Source organism: Paraburkholderia hiiakae, assembly GCF_904848665.1.
GTDB lineage: Bacteria > Pseudomonadota > Gammaproteobacteria > Burkholderiales > Burkholderiaceae > Paraburkholderia > Paraburkholderia hiiakae.
Genome location: NZ_CAJHCQ010000030.1, coordinates 47,436 through 66,013, shown reverse-complemented (window position 1 = coordinate 66,013; position 18,578 = coordinate 47,436). Strand labels below are relative to the sequence as shown.

Genomic DNA, 18,578 nt, shown 5'->3' with positions numbered 1-18,578 from the left:
TACGTGCCGTGTCTCATGCGGCAACTGCGGCGGCAACTGCGCTCAGATGCAGGCGGTCGACCGAGAGATTGAGGCTCTCCTTCGAAATATGCGTGTGCTCTTTCATCAGCGCTTCGACGCGCGCGCCTTCGCCGTTCACGAGCGCGCCGACAATGGCGTGATGCTGGCGGTGCGCATACGAGAGCATCATGAACTGGCGCTGCTGTGCGGCCTTGTCGAACACCACCGTGCCCGGCGAGACGAATGGAATCTTGTCGTTGAGCCCGAGTGCGGCGCTCACCGCGAGATTGTGCGCCGCTTCCACAATGAGTGCGTGGAAGCGGCCGTTCATCGCGGCGTAGCGCGTTTCCGCTTCGCTGTCGAGCACGCCGGCCGCGAAAATCGCGTCGCCTTCGCGCAGGCAGTCTTCGAGCGCGCGCGCGAGCGCCGCATTCACGCCGCGCTCGGCGACCGTTCGTGCGGCGAGCCCCTCGAGCACGCCGCGCACGTCAATGGCGTTGAGCACGTCGGTCACCGAAAAACGCCGCACGGTATAGCCGCGTGCGCCCGAGCGCTCGACGAGGCCTTCGGTGGCGAGCACACTCAGCGCGTAGCGCAGCGGCGTGCGCGAAATACCGAGGCGCTCGGCGAGCTGGGCCTCGACGAGCCGCTCGCCGGGTTCGAGTTCGCCGGACAGGATGCGCGTGCGTAGCGCCTGCACGATGGTTTGCTGGGTCGTCCCGTTCATGTCATTCGCGAATCGCAGCGGGCGAGGCGCGCGGCGTATGGCGCGCGCGGCTCTTGCGAGTTCGTTCTTTTGATATCTGTTTGGTTTATGAGGGCGCTGCCGGGGTGGATCTGCCGCATTTCCCGCAACGATGTTTCAGGATACCAAAAACCGTTACGGCGCGCGGGTTTGAGCGATCGGCCGAGTGTGCGAAAACGCTCAAAAGCCCTGAATTCATGAGAGAAAGCGGGAAATTCGTGGTTAACCCTTGCTTACGGTTTGAGCGGCGTTTTTGTAATTTCGTATCCCAATTGATGGATCGAAGGCGTCTGCCGACGTATCCGGTCCAGCGCGGCGCGTATGCGCCGCATGAACAGCAGCAGAGGGCAAGATCATGGCAAGAATAGTGGGCGGCATCGGCACATCGCACGTGCCGACAATCGGCATGGCATACGACAAGGGCAAGCAGAACGACCCCGCGTGGGCGCCGCTCTTCCAGGGGTACGAGCCGGTGGCGCAGTGGCTGGCCGAGCGTAAGCCGGACGCGCTCGTGATGTTCTACAACGACCACGCCAACAGTTTCTTCTTCGACTGCTACCCGACGTTCGCGCTGGGCGTTTCCACCAATCACGAGTTCGCCGACGAAGGCGCGGGCAAGCGGGCGCTGCCGGACATCGCGGGCCACCCCGACCTCGCGATCCATATTGCCGAGCAACTCGTGAACGACGAGTTCGACCTCACCATCTTCCAGGACAAACCGCTCGACCACGGCTGCAACTCGCCGCTTTCGCTCATGTTGCCGCACGAAGGCGGCTGGCCGGCGGCGCTGGTGCCGATCCAGGTGAACGTGCTCCAGTATCCGCTGCCGACCGCCAACCGCTGCTACCGGATCGGCCAGGCGCTGCGTCGCGCGATCGAGTCGTTCGAGCAGGATCTCGATGTCGTGGTGGTGGGCACGGGCGGGCTCTCGCACCAGGTGCACGGCGAGCGCAGCGGCTACAACAACACCGAATGGGACATGGAGTTCCTCGACCTGATCGTGAACGACCCGGAGCGTCTAGCACGCATGAAGCACGTGGACTACGTGCGCCTTGGCGGCGCGGAGAGCGTGGAGACGATCATGTGGCTCGCCATGCGCGGGGCGCTGGGCGGCAAGATCCGCGAAGTCCATCGCAACTACTATCTTGCGACCAGCACGGCGATGGCGGTCACGGTGTACGAAGAAGAGGGCCGGCAATGAATCCGCAACTGATTGGCATCGAGGCGCTGACGGGCACCTACCCGTTCGACATTCGCCAGAGCATGAAGGCCATGCGCCTGAATCGCTTCTTCTGGGAAATGCGTCTGCCGCAGGCGCGCGAACTGTGGCTGAGCGATCGCAAGGCCGCCTACGACGCAGCCGCGCTCACCGTCGAGGAGCGCGCGCTCGTCGACGCAACGGACTGGCTCGGCCTCATTCAATACGGCGTGTGCTTTTTCGTGCTGGAGAAGTTCGCGCGCGTGGTGAAGATCACGAATCTCGGCATGTACGCGAGCATGCGCGGCGAAACCCTCGAAGCGTTTCTGAAGACGCGCAAGGTGCCCGACGCGGTCTGAGCGTTCGATTGACCGCTTGATCTCCTGATTTGTTTTTTCGCTCAAGCGGGCGTTTTGCCCGCTCGAGCGCGTTTGACCCGCGTGGCCCACATGCCGCGCGCTTGCTTACGGCTCGCCTGATCTCGGGGTGGCGGGCCGGATAACCTTCGATGCTCGAATAAACAGGTTTGTTCAAAACAGGAGACTTGGAGAATGCAGAATCATAAGCAGTACAAAAAGATTGCATTGGCGATTACGGGGGCCATCGGCGTGATGGCATGCGCGGCACCTGCGTTCGCGCAAAGCAGCGTGACGCTCTACGGCATGATGGACACGGGCATTACCTACGTGAGCAACCAGGGCGGCAAGCACAACGTCAAGATGGACGACGGCGTGAACGGCCCGAACCTCTGGGGCATGACCGGAACGGAAGACCTGGGCGGCGGCACGAAGGCCTTCTTCCAGCTCGTCAACCAGTTCCAGCTGGACAACGGCGCCTTCATGCCGAACAAGAGCCTCTTTAGCCGTACGTCGATTCTGGGCCTGAGCAACGACAAGTTCGGCAAGCTCACGCTCGGTAACCAGTACGACTTCATGACGGACTCGCTGTATTTCGCGGGCGACGATCCGGCGGAACTCTCGGGCCACTTTTACGATTTCCGTGCGGGTCCGTTCCAGAAGCTCGCGCTGCCGAACAACCCGACCGGTGCGTTCGACTGGGACCGCATGGCTGGCGAAACCGTCAACAACTCCGTGAAGTATCTGTCGCCGACGTTTGGCGGTTTCAGCGCCGGCGCGATGTACAGCTTCGGTGGCGTAGCCGGTTCGATCGGCACGGGCAACGGCACGAGCTTCGCGCTGAACTACTCGGCGCATGACTTCGGCGTGAACGCGGCCTATACGAACCTCAAGACCGTTGTGACGGGCGAAGGCGACGTGAGCGTGCGCAACTGGGGTATCGGCGCGCATTACCGCTTTGGCGGCTGGACGACGAATGCGCTCTTTACCACGGTGCATAACTCGGCCAACGGCGGCTCGGTGTATCAGGGGTCGGTCGGCGCGCACTACTACTTCACGCCGGCGCTGAGCGCTGGCGCGTCGTACATGTACATGAAGGGCAACGAAGTGGTCGACAACAATCACGCCCACCAGGTCGCGGCGATCGTCGATTACGCGCTCTCCAAGCGCACCAGCGTGTACGTGCTGGGCGTGTACCAGCGTGCCAGCTCGGGCGGTCTGGCGCAGATCAACGGCATGAACTCCTCGGATGGCGCTTCGAGCGGTCAGAGCCAGGCGGTTGCGCGCGTGGGCCTGCATACGCACTTCTAATGCACGTCTAGCTTCATCTTCTCCGGTAGTTGTTTGACGCCGCCCGATCGCATGATCGTGCGGCGTTTTTTCATGGGTGCGCATCCTTTCACGCAATGCATGCGAATTGGGCAAAATAGCGCCAGTCGAAACAGCACTCGCGTGACGAGAAAGGAAGTGTCATGACGGACACGGTGGATTGCGTCGTGATCGGCGCGGGCGTAGTCGGTCTCGCGGTTGCGCGCGCGTGTGCGCAGCAAGGCTGGGAAACTGTCCTCGTCGAGGCGGAAAACGCCATCGGCACGGGCACCAGTTCGCGCAACAGCGAAGTGATACACGCGGGCATTTACTACCCGCAAGGCTCGCTCAAGGCGCGGCTGTGCGTGCAGGGCAAGCACAAGCTCTACGCGTATTGCGAAGAGAAGGGCGTCGAGTACAGCCGCTGCGGCAAGTTCATCGTCGCGACGCAAGAAGGGCAACTCGACGCGCTGCGCGCGATTCGCGCCGCGGCGGCCGCCAATGGCGTGGACGACTTGCGCTGGCTCGAACGCGACGAGGCGCGCGCAATGGAACCCGCGCTCAATTGCGTGGCGGCGCTCGAATCGCCCTCCACGGGCATTGTCGACAGCCACGGCCTGATGCTCGCGCTGCAGGGCGACTTCGAAGCGGCGGGCGGCATGCTCGCGTTTTGCTCGCCGGTCACGGGCGCCCTCGCGCGGCCGGGCCAGCCGACGCTGCTGAAGGTAGGCGGCGACGAGCCGATGGAGTTGCTCGCCACGCGCGTGGTGAACAGCGCGGGCCTTTACGCGCAGCAGGTAGCGGCTTGCATCGAAGGCGTGCCGGCGCACTCGATCCCGCCCGTGCGCTACGCGAAGGGCAATTACTACTCGCTTACGGGTGCGGCGCCGTTTTCGCGGCTCATCTATCCGGTGCCGGAGGAAGGGGGCCTGGGCGTCCACCTGACGATCGACCTTGGCCGCCAGGCGCGCTTCGGCCCCGACGTGGAGTGGATCGACACGATCGACTACACCGTGGACCCAGGGCGCGCGGCGAAATTTTACGAGGCGATTCGCACATACTGGCCCGCGCTGCCTGACGACGCGCTGCAACCGGGTTATGCTGGCATCCGCCCGAAGCTAGCCGAGGGCGGGCACGGCGGCGACTTCGTGATCCAGGACGCGCGCGAGCACGACGTGTGCGGGCTCGTGAACCTCTACGGCATCGAGTCGCCGGGACTGACGGCTTCGCTCGCGATTGCGGACGAGGTGATCGAACGTCTAAACATGAAATGACTGCAGTAGCGAATCAACGCGAATCACAAGGAGAACATGATGGTCTACGAGATGGCGCATATCACGGTGAGCGCTGGCAAGAACGCTGAATTCGAGGCGGCCGTGGCACAAGCGCTGCCGCTCTTTCACCGTGCGCGCGGCTGCCGCGCGGTGGAGCTGCAGCGCGGTGTGGAAGAGCCGAACCAGTATGTGCTCGTCGTGCAGTGGGATACCGTCGAGGATCACATGGTGCACTTTCGCGAGTCGGCGGACTTTCAGGAGTGGCGGCGCCTCGTCGGCCCGCACTTCGAGAAGCCGCCGGTCGTGGGGCATACGCAGGTCGTGGTGAAGTAAGCGGCTGAGCGCGGCCACGCTGCGCTGCAACGCCAAAAACACAAAGGCGATGGCGCTGGCGGCGGCTGTATTGCTGCCAGCCGCGCTTACGCCTTGATATCGAACCCCTCCACATACGCCGCTGCGTCTTCCCCGTCCCAAACGCGTCCATCGACGAACGGCGCGGTCGCCGCGTCGCCCGGCACCGCGATCCCCATCGCCGCCGCCGCTTGCCCATACAGCGCCGTCTGGTTCAAGCCGCGCGCGATCTCGCGATAATCGCTTCGCCGCGCGAGCATGCCCCATCGTTCGAACTGCGTAAGAAACCACACGCCCTCCGATTCGCGCGGATCGTTCACGCAGCCTTCTTCAAAAAACTTCATGCCCGGCGTGCGCGATGCCACTTGCGCTTCGAGCCGCGCCGCGATCAGCGCAGCGTCCACGCCCAGCATCTCCGGGCGCGCGAGCCACTGAGCGATTTCGCGCCGATTGCCTTCGCCGTCCAGCCAGCGGCACGCTTCGAGCATTGTCTGCACGAGCGCGCGCGCCGTGTTCGGATGGCGCGTCACGAAATCGCGCCTGCAGGCGAGCACCTTCTCGGGATGATCCGGCCAGATCGCCCCGCTTGCGATGATCGTGCGTCCCACGCCGCGCTGCTCGGCGAGCCCCGGCCACGGCTCGCCCACGCACAGGCCGTCGAGGCGATCTTCTGCGAGCGCGGCCACCATCTGCGGCGGCGGTATCACCACACTCTCGATGTCGCGCAGCGGATGCACACCTTGCGCAGCGAGCCAGTAATAAAGCCACATCGCGTGCGTGCCGGTGGGAAAGGTTTGCGCGAACACGGGCTTGCGCTCAAGTGTCGCGAGCGCACGCGGCAGCGAGCCGTGTTCGGCGAGCGCGTCCGCGAGACGGTTCGAAAGCGAAATTGCCTGGCCGTTGCGGTTGAGCACCATCAGCACGGCCATATCGGTTTGCGGGCCGCCAAGGCCGAGCTGCACGCCATACACGAGCCCGTAAAGCGAATGCGCGGCGTCGAGTTCGCCTGCAAGCAGCTTGTCGCGCAGCGCGGCCCACGAGGGCTGGCGCGAGAGTTCGAGCGTGAGGCCGTGCGCGTGGCCGAATTCGAGCAGCTTCGCGGCGACGAGCGGCGCGGCGTCGGCGAGCGGCACGAAGCCGATCTTCAGATGGGTTTTCTCGGGCGCGGCGAGCGTGGTGGTGGCGTTCATGGTCGGTCCTGCACTTCGCCCGCCGCGACGATCTGGCGGGCGACCTCGGCGAGCTTCACGCTCTGGTTCATCGCGCGCTTGCGCAGCGCCGCGTAGGCGGCGGGCTCGGTCAGCTTCTGTTGCTCCATCAGGATGCGCTTGGCGCGGTCGATCAGCTTGCGCTCGGCCAGTTCGTTCTCCGCCTGCGTGAGACGCTCGCGCAACTGCGCTTCCTGCGCAAAGCGCGCGAGCGCGACTTCGAGGATCGGCGCAAGGCGCTCGCTCGCGAGCCCTTCCACGAGATAGGCGGTCACACCCGCACTCACGGCCGAGCGGATGAGTTGCTGGTTGGCGTCGTGGCTGAACATCAGCACCGGACGCGGTGCGGTGGCGTTCATCACCGCGAGCTGTTCGAGCGTGTCGCGCGAGGGCGACTCGGTATCGATGATGATGACGTCGGGCCGCTCGCGCTCGACGACGCGATGCAGCGCCTGCGGTGTCGCGGGCTCGGCGAGCATGTCGTAGCCGAGCTTGGCGAGCGCGTCGCGCAGGTCGCCGATAGGTTTGTCGGTGTCGGTTACGAGCAGTACGCGCAGCATGGGGTTTCGGTGGTCGTCGGCATGACGTCTTCGACGGTTAATCGGTGCATTGCGCGCCATCGCTGGGCGCGCATGAGGTCTCAGCAAGGTATGTGCCAGTTGGTCTATTGGCTGGAGAGCCTTGCCGGACGGAGCGTTGTGCACCGCAGCAGTGCGGGTGCCGGCGAGGCGCACTCAGTTGGCGCAGCGGTTGCGGGCGATGCACGAAAAGGTGCGGGAAGGGCGGCCCGCATCGGCCAGCCAAACCCGGCTTTTGTGACGAAGGTATTTCAACTATTCTTTTTAGCTTACGCAGTCGGCTCCACGATTCCCAGCGCCCGCATTCTCACGACAATTAACCGGCCAAAGGACATGGAAGGACCTGCTTCCACCCACGCACAGCCCGCAAGTGCAATCGCAAGCCGGCGATGGCTGCGCTGGTTCCCTGGTGTCACGCTGTTCAAGACCTATCAACGCGCCTGGTTGCTCAACGATCTCGCCGCGGGGCTGGTGCTGACCACGATGCTCGTGCCGGTCGGCATTGCGTACGCGGCGGCGTCTGGCGTGCCCGGTGTCTACGGTCTCTACGCGACGATCATTCCGCTGCTGGCCTATGCCGTTTTCGGGCCTAGCCGCATTCTCGTGCTCGGCCCCGATTCCGCGCTTGCTGCGCCCATTCTCGCGGTGGTCGTGCAGGTGGCCGGGGGCGACCCCGCGCGCGCCATCGGCGTGGCGAGCATGATGGCGATCGTTTCCGGACTCGTCTGCATCGTCATGGGGCTCTTGCGCCTCGGCTTCATCACGGAACTGCTTTCCAAGCCCATTCGGTACGGCTACATGAACGGCATTGCGCTAGCCGTGCTCATTAGCCAGTTGCCGAAGCTCTTCGGCATCTCCATCGACGAGCAGGGCCCGATGAGAGACCTATTTAGCCTCGTCCACGCCGTCGCACGCGGCGAGGCTAACGGGTATAGCTTTGCCGTGGGCGCGGGAAGCCTCGTGCTGATCCTGCTGCTCAAGCGCTTCGACAAAGTGCCCGGCATCCTGATCGCCGTGATCGTGGCCACGCTCTCGGTCAGCCTCTTTCACCTCGACAGCCTCGGCGTCAAAGTGCTGGGCACGATTCCCCAAGCGTTGCCCGGGCTCTCGCTGCCGTGGATCGCCAACGCGGACCTCGTCAAGATCGTCCTGGGCGGCGCGGCCGTCGCGTTGATCGCCTTCGCCGATACGAGCGTGCTCTCGCGCACCTATGCGGCGCGCTTCCATGCGCGCGTCGATCCCAATCAGGAGATGGTGGGCCTCGGCGTGGCCAATTTCGCGGCAGGCTTGTTCCAGGGCTTTCCGATCAGCAGCAGCGCGTCGCGCACACCGGTTGCCGAAGCCGCGGGCGCACGCACGCAGCTAACCGGCGTGGTGGGCGCGCTCGCGGTGGCGGCGCTGCTCATGGTCGCACCCAATCTGTTGCGCTATTTGCCCAATAGTGCGCTCGCCGCCGTGGTGATCGCCGCCGCACTCGGGCTCTTCGAAATCGCGGATCTCAAACGCATCTACCGCATTCAGCAGTGGGAGTTCTGGCTATCGATCGGCTGCTTCGTGGCAGTCGCGGTGTTCGGGGCGATTCCCGGCATTGGACTCGCCGTGTTGATCGCCGTGATCGAATTCCTCTGGGACGGCTGGCGGCCCCACTTCGCGGTGCTCGGCCGCGTGGAAGGCGTGCGCGGCTATCACGATATCGAGCGCTATCCCGCAGCCGTGCGCACGCCGGGACTCGTGCTGTTTCGCTGGGACGCGCCGTTGTTCTTCGCGAACGCCGAGCTGTTTCAGCAACGCCTGATCGAGGCGGTGGAAGCGTCGCCTACACCGGTGCGCCGGGTCGTGGTGGCGGCGGAGCCCGTGACGAGCGTAGACGTCACGTCTGCCGACATGCTGCGCGAGCTGACCCAGGCGTTGCGCGAGCGCGGCATCGCGTTGCATTTCGCGGAGATGAAGGACCCGGTGCGCGACAAGCTCAAGCGCTTCGATTTGCTTGAAGACATCGGCCCGGACCGCTTCGATCCAACCGTAAGCAGTGCTGTGGATCGCTATGTTGACGAGACCGGCCTCGCGAATGACGAGGCCGGCCCGCGTGAGGGGCAGTAGCGCGATGGAAGTGCGTTGCCGGTCTCGCACCGGAGTTCGCCACGCTCGCTGACTCAAGCGCCGGGCTTGAGCACCACGCGAAAGCGCGCTTTCCCGCTTATCATCCGCTCATAGGCTTCTGCCGCGCGCGACAGCGGATATTCCTCGATCATCGGCTTCACGCCTGAGAGCGCGCTAAATGCCAGGGTCTCCTGAGAATCGGCGGCGGTGCCCGAGGGCCAGCCCTGCAACGAGTGGCGGCCCATGATGAACTGCGTGATCGGCACTTCCACGGGCTCCTGCGAGACGCCGACCATGATCAGCTTGCCGTTCAGGCCAAGGCCGCCCAGCGCGGCGCTCATGGCCCGTCCGCTCGTGGCCGTGGCGAGGATCACGCGCGCGCCGCCCAGCGCGAGCAAGGCCTGTGCGACGTCCTGCGAGGCGCTGTCGATGTAGTGATGCGCGCCCAACTGCTTCGCGAGCGGCGCCTTGTCCTGCCCGCGCGCGATGGCCACGGTGACGAAGCCCATTTTGCGTGCGTACTGCACGCCGAGATGGCCGAGCCCGCCAATGCCGAGGATCGCCACGACCTCGCCCGCGCGCGCGCCGCTGTGGCGCAGCGCGTTGAAGGTGGTGATGCCGGCGCACAGAAGGGGCGCGGCGTCGACGTCGGAGAGGTCGTCGGGCATGCGCGCGAGCGCTTCCTGCGGCGCCACCATGTAATCGGCATAGCCGCCGTCGTAGCTGATGCCGGGAATCTGTCCGTTCTTGCAGAGCACGAAGTCGCCGTGGCGGCAGTGTTCGCAATGGCCGCAGTGGCCGCCGTGCCAGCCCACGCCGATGCGTTGCCCGACCTTCCAGTCCTCGACGCGCGCGCCAAGCTTTTCGATCACGCCCGCGATCTCGTGGCCGGGCACGCGCGGAAACTGCAGACCTGGCCAATGGCCTTCTTTCGTGAGCGAATCGCTATGGCAGATCCCGCAGGCCTGCACTTTGACGAGGACGTGTCCTTCCGGTGGCTCCGGAATATCGCGCTCGACCAGTTCGAGCGGGGCGCCCGGTTTTGCTACCTGTACTGCGTGCATCTTTGCCATCGTCTGCTCCTGGGAAAGTGAGGTTTCCGCCGGTGATGTCGTGGCGACGTGCGACTACCGCGACATTGTAGGACGATGGCATGGGCGCTTCGCGTTGCGCGGCGTGGGGACTGGCGAGAGATGTTCGATAGCGACGATAGTCGAGCACCGATAGCGCGCTGGCGAGTCGACCGATGAGCGTGCACATTGGGAGCGTCTTCGTTATCGCTACAACGACGCTCCCACGCGCCCCGTCCGTTAGCTGGATCGCGTGCGTTTGCGCGGCTTCACCAGTCTTTCCACCGCGCCCTCCGTAACCTGCTTGAACAACTCGACATTCGCATAAGCGCGCGCAGCGAGCATGGCACCGTAGACCAGCGATACGAGCGTTGCCGCCTCGGCGTGAACCGACGAGTCCAGTTTGATGAGATCGCCCTTCACGCCGGACTCGAGCACCTGCTCGAGCCACGAAGTCAGGTTGTCGAAGAACGTCTTCACCCCCTGCGCCACTTCTTCCGGCAGCGAAGGAAGCTCGGCGCCGAGCATGCCCGCGACACAGAACGGCGCCGTGTCGTCCGCGATGCAGCGCTCCCAATGGCCGATGTAGGCGCGTAACTGTGCGATGGCGTCAGCGCCGCTTGCCTCGAGCGACGCGACATCGGCGGCGAACGCTTCCCGCCACGCGTTCAGCACAGCGATAACGAGATCCGTCTTGGCGGGGAAATGGTGGTGAATGCTCGCCTTGCGAATATCGATCGCATCTGAGATGTCGGCGTAGCTAAACCCGTTGTAGCCGCGCCGCATGATGAGTTGCCGTGCCGCCGCAATGATCCTGTCGGCCGTCAGTTCTCCACTTGCCGTCATGTTGCCTACCATCTAGTCGGTTGAATGCTCGTTAGTTTATGCGGACCAGGGCGCAATTACCAGGCACGAAGTTTTTATTGCATCTAAGCCATCCTACTAGTAGGATGGCTACATCGAGCAGCTAACGTCCCGTCGAGTTCTCGGTCCCTCGTCCTCTGGAGCATGAAAATGAAACTTTCCTCATACGTAACCCGCATCGCCGCCGCTGTTGCCCTTTCCGCCGCCGCTCTCGGCTCGCAGGCCGCCACGGTCGCGCCGGTCAAGAACATCGTCCTTGTACATGGTTACTTCGCCGATGGATCGGGCTGGCAGGCCGTGTCGAAGATCCTCACGCGCGACGGGTACAAGGTCTCCGTGGTGCAGGAGCCGGAAACCTCGTTCGACGACGATGTGAAGGCGACCACCCGAGTCGTCGATGCTCAGGACGGCCCGAGCATCCTTGTCGGTCACAGCTATGGTGGTGCGGTAGTGACCCAGGCCGGCAATGACGACAAGGTCGCGGGTCTCGTCTACGTGGCCGCCTTCCAGCCGGACACGGGAGAATCGCCGCTCGAACTCACCAAAAAGACGCCGCCGGCGACCACGGCGATCAAGGCCACTGCCGACGGCCACCTGTACATCGATCCGGCAAATTTCCACGAAGACTTCGCCGCCGACTTGCCCGCCCCGGAGGCGCGCTTCATGGCCATCTCGCAGGTGACGCCCGCCGCGCAATCGTTCGGCGTTCCGATCACGCACGCCGCCTGGAGAACGAAGCCGAGCTGGGCGGTCGTAGCGACTGCGGACCGCGCGATCAATCCCAATCTGGAACGCTTCATGACCCAGCGCGCAGGCAGCAAGACGGTCGAGATCAACTCGAGCCACGTGGTCTACATGTCGCATCCCGCCGAGGTCGCGAAGCTCATCGAGCAAGCCGCAGCGCAGTCCAGCAAGGAATGACGAAGCGTGACTCGCCGCCTGCGGCCGCGATACGGTCCGGGGCGGCTCAAATTTCCACCCCGATGTCACACGCGGCCCAGGCTATCTCGTCAAGTCATGGCAACCCAACCGAAAGGAGATGAAACCATGACTGCCAAGCTCGATCTGTTCGCCGCTGCTCCGACCCTGATGAAGTCCTGGATGGGCACGTCGCTCGCCGTGTCCGGAAGCCTCGAACCGAGCCTCATTGCGCTGGTAGAGGTGCGCGCGTCGCAAATCAACGGCTGCGCGAACTGTCTTAACATGCATACCGCCCATGCACGCGAGGAAGGCGAGACCGAACAGCGCCTCTACCTGCTTTCCGCCTGGAAAGAAGCGCCGTGCTACACGGATCGCGAGCGCGCGGCGCTCGGCTGGACCGACGCCCTCACGCGTCTTTCCGAAGGCCACGCGCTGGAGCAGGCGCGCGCGGCGCTCATCGACCACTTTACCGAGGAGGAGCAGGTGAAGCTCACGCTGATGATCAACGTAATCAACGGCTGGAACCGCCTTGCGGTCGGCTTTGGCCTGTGGGTCGATCCTGCGGCGGCCAAGGCCATGGCCAGCAAGACGGTCGCCGCATGACAGACGCGGGCCTGAAGGATGCCGCGGCGAGTTTCGACCCGCTGCGGCGCAAGCTGATCCGCGTGGCGTACCGCATGCTCGGCTCGGTCGCCGACGCCGAGGACATCGTGCAGGACGCGTTTATCCGGTGGGCGGATGTGGACCGCGACGAGGTGCGCGTGGCCGAGGCCTTCCTGCGCCGTATGGTGATGCGCATGTGCCTCGACCAGCTCAAGTCGGCGCGGCATCGGCGCGAAACGTATGTCGGCCCGTGGCTGCCGGACCCGGTCGTCGAAGAGGACGAGCAGGAGGACGTCACGCTGCCGCTCATGCTCGCGCTCGAACGCCTTTCGCCGTTGGAGCGCGCGGCGTTCCTGCTGCACGACGTGTTCGGGCTGGAATTCGACGAAGTCGCGGCCACGATCGGGCGTGAAAGCGCCGCATGCCGCCAGCTCGCGGCGCGCGCCCGGGCTCACGTGCGGGAAGCGCGGCCGCGTTTTCATGTTGAGAAGGCGCGCGGCCTCGAACTGGCGCAGGCGTTCTTCGCGGCGTCGCGCAGCGGCGACATGAGCGCGCTCGGCGCCATGCTCGCCGACGACGTGAGCCTGCATGCGGACGGCGGCGGCAAGCGCCCGGCGATCGGCCACCCGGTGTTCGGCTTCGAGAGTGTGATGAAGTTGCACACACAACTAGCCGACGTGTTTCGCAAGAACGGCTCGACGCTCGTGCGCGCGGGCTTCATCAACGGGCTGCCCGGCTTCGTCACGCGCGAGGCCGATGGCGAGTTGCAAACCACCGCGCTCGAAATCGAAGGCGGCAAGGTCACGGCCATTTACGTCATGCGCAATCCGGACAAGCTGCGGCATCTGCACTAAACGGCGGGGTGCGGCGACGCCGCCATCGGGCACAAACGTTCCAGACTTGCAGCCGCGTCTCGCGGATCATGAGTGCCTCGAAAAAGGAGGCAGCAAGCATGTTCGATACGAAAGTGGCGCTGGTCGTGAGGGAAAATCTCGCGGTCTGGCAGAAGCTCAACGTGACCGCATTTCTCGCAACGGGCATTGCGGCCGCGGTTCCCGAAGCGCTTGGCGAGCCCTACGAAGACGCGCGCGGGCAGCGTTACGGCAGGATGCTGGGCCAGCCGATGATGATCTATGGCGCGGATGTTGGCGGTTTGCAGGCGGCGCTGCGGCGCGGCGTGTCGCGCGAGCTCACGATCGTGCCATATGTGCACGCCATGTTTTCGACGGGGCACGACGCGGCGAACCGCGAGGTATTTCGCGCCGAGGACCCGGAGCATCCCGATCTGGTGGGAATCGCGCTATACGGGCCGAAAAACGCCGTGGACAAAGCCGTGAAGGGGCTGGCGCTGCATCAGTAAGCGACCGGCGGCGTATCGCAACTCACTGCCGGGTCCGCCGAAGCCCGCCGTCGCCGCCTGCATGGCTTTCTTTAGCTCGCCTTGCGCACTGGCGGAAAGCGACGCTTGCTGTTTCCCATGGGAATACGGCGGAAGCGCTCCTTCTTGTGTTCTTCCTCGAAGTGCGAGAGCGAGAGCTTGACAAGGTCGCTGCGCGAGACGATGCCCACGAGCTGCCGCGATTCCCGGTCGGCCACCACGGGCAGGCGTTCTAACCCATGAATCGCGAGACGCGTGGCGATCTGCCGGCAGGTCTCCGCGGGAAGCGCCAGGTCAGGAGAACGTTGCGCGAGCAACGAGGCGAGCGGCGTATCGAGTTCTTCGGTGGCTGCGCTCGCGCGCACGGCGTCGAGCATCGCGCGATCCACCACGCCGAGGACCGCGCCGTCGCGCAGCACCGGGAACGCGCGGCGCTGTTGCGTCGAGCCGAAGTAACGGTCGAGTGCATCGCGCACGGTGACGTTCGCGTCGATCGTATCGACATTGCGCGTCATCACTTCATCGACGTAATGACGCTCGAGCGGATCGACGCCGTACTCGCGATAGATGTGATAGCCGCGGCGCGCGATCTTCTCGGTCATGATCGAGCGCTTCATGACGACGGTTGCGAAGCCGTGCGCGACCAGCGTGGCCGTGAGGAGCGGCAGCAGCGCATTGGTGTCGTGCGTGAGGCCGAATGCGAACACGATGGCCGTGAGCGGCGCGCCGAGCGTGGCGCCGAGCGTCGCCGCCATGCAGACGAGCGGCCACAGCGCCGGGTCGCTGCCGGGCAGCACGTGGCTCAGCACCGAGCCAAGCCCCGCGCCGAGCATGAGCAGCGGCGCGAGCACGCCGCCCGAGGTGCCGGAGCCTAGCGCCACGACCCAGATCACGGCTTTCACCACCAGAATCGCAATGGCGACCTGCAGAATGATGTGCTGATGCAGCAGGTCGCCGATCACGTCGTAGCCCACACCGAGCGCGCGCGGCTCGATGAAGCCGCCAATGCCCACCACGAGACCGCCGATAGCCGGCCACCACGACCAGTGCGGCGGCAGATGGCCGAACAGGTCCTCGACCTTGTAGAGCGCCGCCGAAAGCCCCGATGCGAGCGCGCCCGCCAGCAGCCCGGCAATGATGCATGAAAAGAGCGCGACGGCGTGCGGCGGCAGGGTTTGCATGGGAAAGAGCGGCGCGGTGCCGAAGAACACAGCGCGCGCGAAGCCTGCCACTGCGCACGCAAGCGCCACGGGCAGGAAACTGCGCGGGCGCCATTCGAACAGCAGCAATTCCACGGCGAGCAGCACGGCTGCGACCGGCGTGCCGAACACGGCCGTCATGCCCGCGGCCGCGCCCGCCACGAGCAGCGTCTTGCGCTCGGCGGAGGTGACGCGCACGCACTGCGCGAGCAGCGACCCGAGCGCGCCGCCCGTCATGATGATCGGGCCTTCGGCACCGAACGGGCCACCGCTGCCGATCACGATGCCCGACGAAAGCGGCTTGAGCACGGCCACCTTTGGCGACATCTTGCTCTTGCCGAAGAGAATGGCTTCGATGGCCTCGGGAATGCCGTGGCCGCGAATCTTCTCGGAGCCGAAGCGCGCCATCATCCCGACGATCAACCCACCCACCACCGGCACGACGATGACCCACGGCCCCAGCGTGTTGAGCGCGGGCGAGCGGTCGGCGAACGAGAACTCGCCGAAGAAGAACAGGTTCGTGAACCAGTGGATCAGGCTCAGCAAGACGAACGCCGCGAGCGTGGCCAGTACGCCAATCACGGCGGCCAGCACGCTGATGCCGGGCAGGCGTGCGTTCGCCGAAAAGTCGCGCTTGTGGGAATCGTCGGAATGCATGGTCTTTAAAGATCGATACGCGGAATGGTGAATGCGCCGTCGAGCGACTTCAACTCGGCGCGATGCAGTTCGGCCAGGCGCGCGAGCAGCTTTTCGCCGGCGGCGAGCAGATGCACTTCCACCTGGCGGCGGTCCCGCTCGCTCACGCGGCGCTCGACGAGTTCGATCGCCTCGCAGCGCGAGACAAGCGCAACCACGCCGTGATGCTGCGCCTGCAAGCGCTCGGCCAGCTCGCCAATGGTCGCCCACGTGCGGCCGGGGTAGCCCTTCACATGCAACAGCAGGAGGTATTGCAGCGGCGTAATGCCCTCGGCCTGCGCGGCCTGCTCCGAAAAACGCTCGAAACGACGCATCTGGTAGCGAAATTCGGAGAGCTGTTCAAAGTCGACCTTGTCGAGATCGCGCGCGCTTTTTTTCATTGGGAGTCCATGGAACAGTTTAGTCTCCTAATATATCACGACATGATATTTTTTCCCGAAAACGCCCGTCACATCAGCGTCGCGGCCAGGTGTATTGTCAGCGACGCTGAGCGAAAATCCGCTCAGGCCGGCGCCTGCTGCGACGTCTTCGCCTGGTGATAGAGCCCCGAGATCAAATCGGCTTGCGTGATGATGCCCGCGAGCCTGTGTTCGTGATCGACCACGGGCACATGATGGTGCCCGCGGCCCGCGAAAATGCGTACGAGTTCGACGATCGGCGTCGTGTCCGCGACGGTCAGCACATGCGTGGTCATCAGCGTGCCGACGTTCTGGCCGGACTCCGCGTGCGGCCGGAACAGACGCGAAATCGCATGGAGCATGAGACGTAGCGGATGCCGGTCGCGCCCGTCGTCGGCGAGGTCGGCGCGCGTGACGATGCCCTTCACCTGGCGACGCGCGTCCACCACGGGGAGTGCCTTCACGTCGTGGCGCTTGAGCAGCGAGCGCGCTTCGCCTACGGTCGTAGCCGGCGCGATGCTCACGACATTGGCCGACATGACGTCCGCGCAGGTCAGTTCGCCGAAGCTGCGCGCGTACGCACGGATCTCGGCGTCCTGGAGCACGGCTTCGAGGTCGTCGGTGTCGATGTCGAGCATTTCGTCGCGATCGCGCAGCACGGCTTCGAGGTCGGCGCGGGTGAAACCGGCTTGCGCGGGCGCGGGCCCGGCGACGCTCGGGCGTCGCGCGGCGTGCGGGTAGCGATGCCCCGTGGCGGCGTGATAAACGAGCGCGCCGCCGAGCAGCAGGAACGACTGCAGCGCAACGGGCACAAACACGAACTCATAACCGAGCGCATGCACGGCCGGACCGCCCAGCACCGCGGTGAGCGCGACCGCGCCCGAAGGCGGATGGACGCAGCGCAGCGTAAACATCGCGACGATGGCCACGGCAACGGCCACGGCGGCGGCCGGCACGGGGTCGTGCAACCACATCGCCGCGGTGACGCCGACGGTGGCGGAAACGAGGTTGCCGCCGATGATCGACCAGGGCTGCGCGAGTGGGCTGGCGGGCACGCCGAAGAGCAGCACGGCCGAGGCGCCCATGGGGGCGAGCAGGAACGGAATGCTCGGGTCACCGCCAGGCAGCCGGTGCGCCAGCGCGCCGGTAAGGGCGATGCCGACCAGCGCGCCGCCGCCTGAGCGCAGGCGCTCGCGCCATGTGATGGTGACCCCGGAGGGGGCGAAACGGGTAAGCCAGCGAAGGACCTTGAAGCGTGACACGATTCGGAACGGAGTTGAACGATTCTGGAGCGCAGACGGCCGACGCCGCCCAAAGAACGGAGATTATATCGCGATGTGATATATGTCGCGACACTACGTCGCGGCGGTGTTGTGCCCAGGGTGCGGCGTGGACGGGCAATTTGGGGGAAGCAACAACAGCCGCGCAGCGCGTGGAGGCGGGCGAGGCAGGGGATGGGAGCGCCGCCGCAGGCGCGGCGACGCTTTTTTCAGGCTGGCTGTCGGTTCGACCTGAAGCCGGTATTAGCTGGCATTAACCCGCATGTGGCGGCTGACCCGCGAAACGCGGCGCAGGCGCAGCGTTGGGATGGCCGTCGGGGCGGCGGTGATGGGCGCCATTCGCGTTGGCGTTCGCGTTCTGGATGCGGTTCGGTGCGGGCGGCGGGCGATGCTGGGCGGTGTGCACCGGCGGATGCCCGCCCGGCTGCGGCCGGTAGCCATGCGGCGGCGTGCCGTGCGGCTGCATCGTTACGCGCACGCGTTGGGGCTCGGGCATGCGTGCGTGTTGCATCGGTAGATGGCCTTCGTTGTGGGCCATCACCACCCGCAATTCCCCGCGGCGGTGCAGCACTTCGCGGCGCAGGTCGCCGTGGCCGTAGAGGCGGCGCTGGCGGTGGCCGTCCGGTCCCACGATCCAGATATACGTACTGCCGCCGGCGTAGACCACGTCGCGGTCGAGCGCGACCGAAACATACGCATCGTAGGGCTGCGGCACATAGACGGGCTGCGCGACGACGACAGGCGGGGTAGGCGGCGGTGGCGCGGCAACCACGACCGTGGGGCGCGCGGGTGCGGTGGCGACGCGTGGGCTGCTGACGCAGCCGCTAATCAGGAGGGTTGCGCCCAGGGTTGCGAACAAGACAAATGCAGATGGCAGAGCGCGTGGTTTCGCGTTCAAGCGGGACTCCGGAATGAGTGGTTGCTGGTCCCGTGTGTTAACGGCAAATGCCCGGGGGGCTTGAGAAAGCGCTTCTCGATGCAGGGCGGCTTCCGCGTCAGGTCATCCGTTTTTCGCATACCAGCCTTTCCAATTTGTGATTTTACGATGGCA

At 65.2% G+C, this 18,578-nt stretch carries 19 protein-coding genes; 10 read left to right on the top strand and 9 right to left on the bottom strand.

Features of this window, described 5'->3' with window-relative positions; all coding sequences use genetic code 11:
- Positions 1-13: 13 nt before the first annotated feature.
- On the bottom strand, positions 14-727 hold the full coding sequence (locus tag JMY28_RS35645) for a GntR family transcriptional regulator (RefSeq protein ID WP_201700581.1): 714 nt from the start codon (positions 725-727) through the stop codon (positions 14-16).
- Positions 728-1,100: 373 nt separating this feature from the next.
- Between JMY28_RS35645 and JMY28_RS35640 the strand changes: the two genes are divergently transcribed.
- The 5 genes from JMY28_RS35640 to JMY28_RS35620 all read left to right on the top strand — a co-directional run bounded on the left by JMY28_RS35640 (position 1,101) and on the right by JMY28_RS35620 (position 5,214).
- Positions 1,101-1,946 (top strand): gallate dioxygenase, encoded by an 846-nt coding sequence (locus JMY28_RS35640; protein ID WP_201700580.1) that lies wholly within the window; start codon positions 1,101-1,103, stop codon positions 1,944-1,946.
- Complete coding sequence (locus JMY28_RS35635; RefSeq protein WP_201700579.1) at positions 1,943-2,302, top strand: protocatechuate 3,4-dioxygenase; 360 nt, start codon at positions 1,943-1,945, stop codon at positions 2,300-2,302. Before JMY28_RS35640 ends, JMY28_RS35635 begins: the two co-directional genes overlap by 4 nt.
- Positions 2,303-2,494: 192 nt before the next feature.
- Positions 2,495-3,610: a porin gene (locus JMY28_RS35630; RefSeq protein ID WP_407945576.1), complete on the top strand. Its 1,116-nt coding sequence runs from the start codon at positions 2,495-2,497 to the stop codon at positions 3,608-3,610.
- 161 nt (positions 3,611-3,771) lie between these two features.
- A complete protein-coding gene (locus JMY28_RS35625; protein ID WP_201700578.1) occupies positions 3,772-4,881 on the top strand; it encodes an NAD(P)/FAD-dependent oxidoreductase in 1,110 nt (369 codons plus the stop codon).
- Positions 4,882-4,920: 39 nt separating this feature from the next.
- Positions 4,921-5,214 (top strand): antibiotic biosynthesis monooxygenase family protein, encoded by a 294-nt coding sequence (locus JMY28_RS35620; protein WP_201700596.1) that lies wholly within the window; start codon positions 4,921-4,923, stop codon positions 5,212-5,214.
- 86 nt (positions 5,215-5,300) lie between these two features.
- Here the strand turns inward: JMY28_RS35620 and JMY28_RS35615 are convergent, their stop codons facing one another.
- Positions 5,301-6,422, bottom strand: a complete 1,122-nt coding sequence (locus JMY28_RS35615) for a CmpA/NrtA family ABC transporter substrate-binding protein (RefSeq protein WP_201700577.1) — start codon at positions 6,420-6,422, stop codon at positions 5,301-5,303.
- Positions 6,419-7,000, bottom strand: a complete 582-nt coding sequence (locus tag JMY28_RS35610) for an ANTAR domain-containing response regulator (RefSeq protein ID WP_201700576.1) — start codon at positions 6,998-7,000, stop codon at positions 6,419-6,421. The genes JMY28_RS35615 and JMY28_RS35610 overlap by 4 nt, the downstream gene beginning before the upstream one ends.
- Before the next feature lie 351 nt (positions 7,001-7,351).
- Here JMY28_RS35610 and JMY28_RS35605 point away from each other — a divergent pair, with 351 nt between their 5' ends.
- Positions 7,352-9,118, top strand: coding sequence for a SulP family inorganic anion transporter (locus tag JMY28_RS35605; protein ID WP_201700575.1), 1,767 nt, complete (start codon positions 7,352-7,354; stop codon positions 9,116-9,118).
- Positions 9,119-9,171: 53 nt separating this feature from the next.
- Here JMY28_RS35605 and JMY28_RS35600 read toward each other — a convergent pair whose 3' ends face one another.
- Both JMY28_RS35600 and JMY28_RS35595 read right to left on the bottom strand, forming a co-directional pair.
- Positions 9,172-10,191 carry an alcohol dehydrogenase gene (locus tag JMY28_RS35600; RefSeq protein ID WP_201700574.1) on the bottom strand — a complete coding sequence of 340 codons (1,020 nt, stop codon included), beginning with the start codon at positions 10,189-10,191 and terminating at the stop codon, positions 9,172-9,174.
- Between the two features lie 237 nt (positions 10,192-10,428).
- Positions 10,429-11,034: a TetR/AcrR family transcriptional regulator gene (locus JMY28_RS35595; protein ID WP_201700573.1), complete on the bottom strand. Its 606-nt coding sequence runs from the start codon at positions 11,032-11,034 to the stop codon at positions 10,429-10,431.
- 168 nt (positions 11,035-11,202) lie between these two features.
- Between JMY28_RS35595 and JMY28_RS35590 the strand changes: the two genes are divergently transcribed.
- The 4 genes from JMY28_RS35590 to JMY28_RS35575 all read left to right on the top strand — a co-directional run bounded on the left by JMY28_RS35590 (position 11,203) and on the right by JMY28_RS35575 (position 13,936).
- Positions 11,203-11,973, top strand: coding sequence for an alpha/beta hydrolase (locus JMY28_RS35590; protein ID WP_201700572.1), 771 nt, complete (start codon positions 11,203-11,205; stop codon positions 11,971-11,973).
- Positions 11,974-12,099: 126 nt separating this feature from the next.
- Positions 12,100-12,576 carry a carboxymuconolactone decarboxylase family protein gene (locus JMY28_RS35585; protein WP_201700571.1) on the top strand — a complete coding sequence of 159 codons (477 nt, stop codon included), beginning with the start codon at positions 12,100-12,102 and terminating at the stop codon, positions 12,574-12,576.
- Complete coding sequence (locus JMY28_RS35580) at positions 12,573-13,430, top strand: sigma-70 family RNA polymerase sigma factor (protein ID WP_201700570.1); 858 nt, start codon at positions 12,573-12,575, stop codon at positions 13,428-13,430. Before JMY28_RS35585 ends, JMY28_RS35580 begins: the two co-directional genes overlap by 4 nt.
- A gap of 98 nt (positions 13,431-13,528) precedes the next feature.
- Complete coding sequence (locus JMY28_RS35575; RefSeq protein WP_201700569.1) at positions 13,529-13,936, top strand: DUF2000 domain-containing protein; 408 nt, start codon at positions 13,529-13,531, stop codon at positions 13,934-13,936.
- 71 nt (positions 13,937-14,007) lie between these two features.
- Here JMY28_RS35575 and JMY28_RS35570 read toward each other — a convergent pair whose 3' ends face one another.
- From JMY28_RS35570 to JMY28_RS35555, 4 genes are all read right to left on the bottom strand, one after another.
- On the bottom strand, positions 14,008-15,810 hold the full coding sequence (locus JMY28_RS35570; protein ID WP_201700568.1) for a chloride channel protein: 1,803 nt from the start codon (positions 15,808-15,810) through the stop codon (positions 14,008-14,010).
- A 5-nt stretch (positions 15,811-15,815) separates the two neighbouring features.
- Positions 15,816-16,229, bottom strand: coding sequence for a MarR family winged helix-turn-helix transcriptional regulator (locus JMY28_RS35565; RefSeq protein WP_201700567.1), 414 nt, complete (start codon positions 16,227-16,229; stop codon positions 15,816-15,818).
- A gap of 122 nt (positions 16,230-16,351) precedes the next feature.
- Positions 16,352-17,509 carry an HPP family protein gene (locus JMY28_RS35560; RefSeq protein ID WP_201700566.1) on the bottom strand — a complete coding sequence of 386 codons (1,158 nt, stop codon included), beginning with the start codon at positions 17,507-17,509 and terminating at the stop codon, positions 16,352-16,354.
- 271 nt (positions 17,510-17,780) lie between these two features.
- Complete coding sequence (locus JMY28_RS35555; RefSeq protein WP_201700565.1) at positions 17,781-18,386, bottom strand: hypothetical protein; 606 nt, start codon at positions 18,384-18,386, stop codon at positions 17,781-17,783.
- Positions 18,387-18,578: the final 192 nt, after the last annotated feature.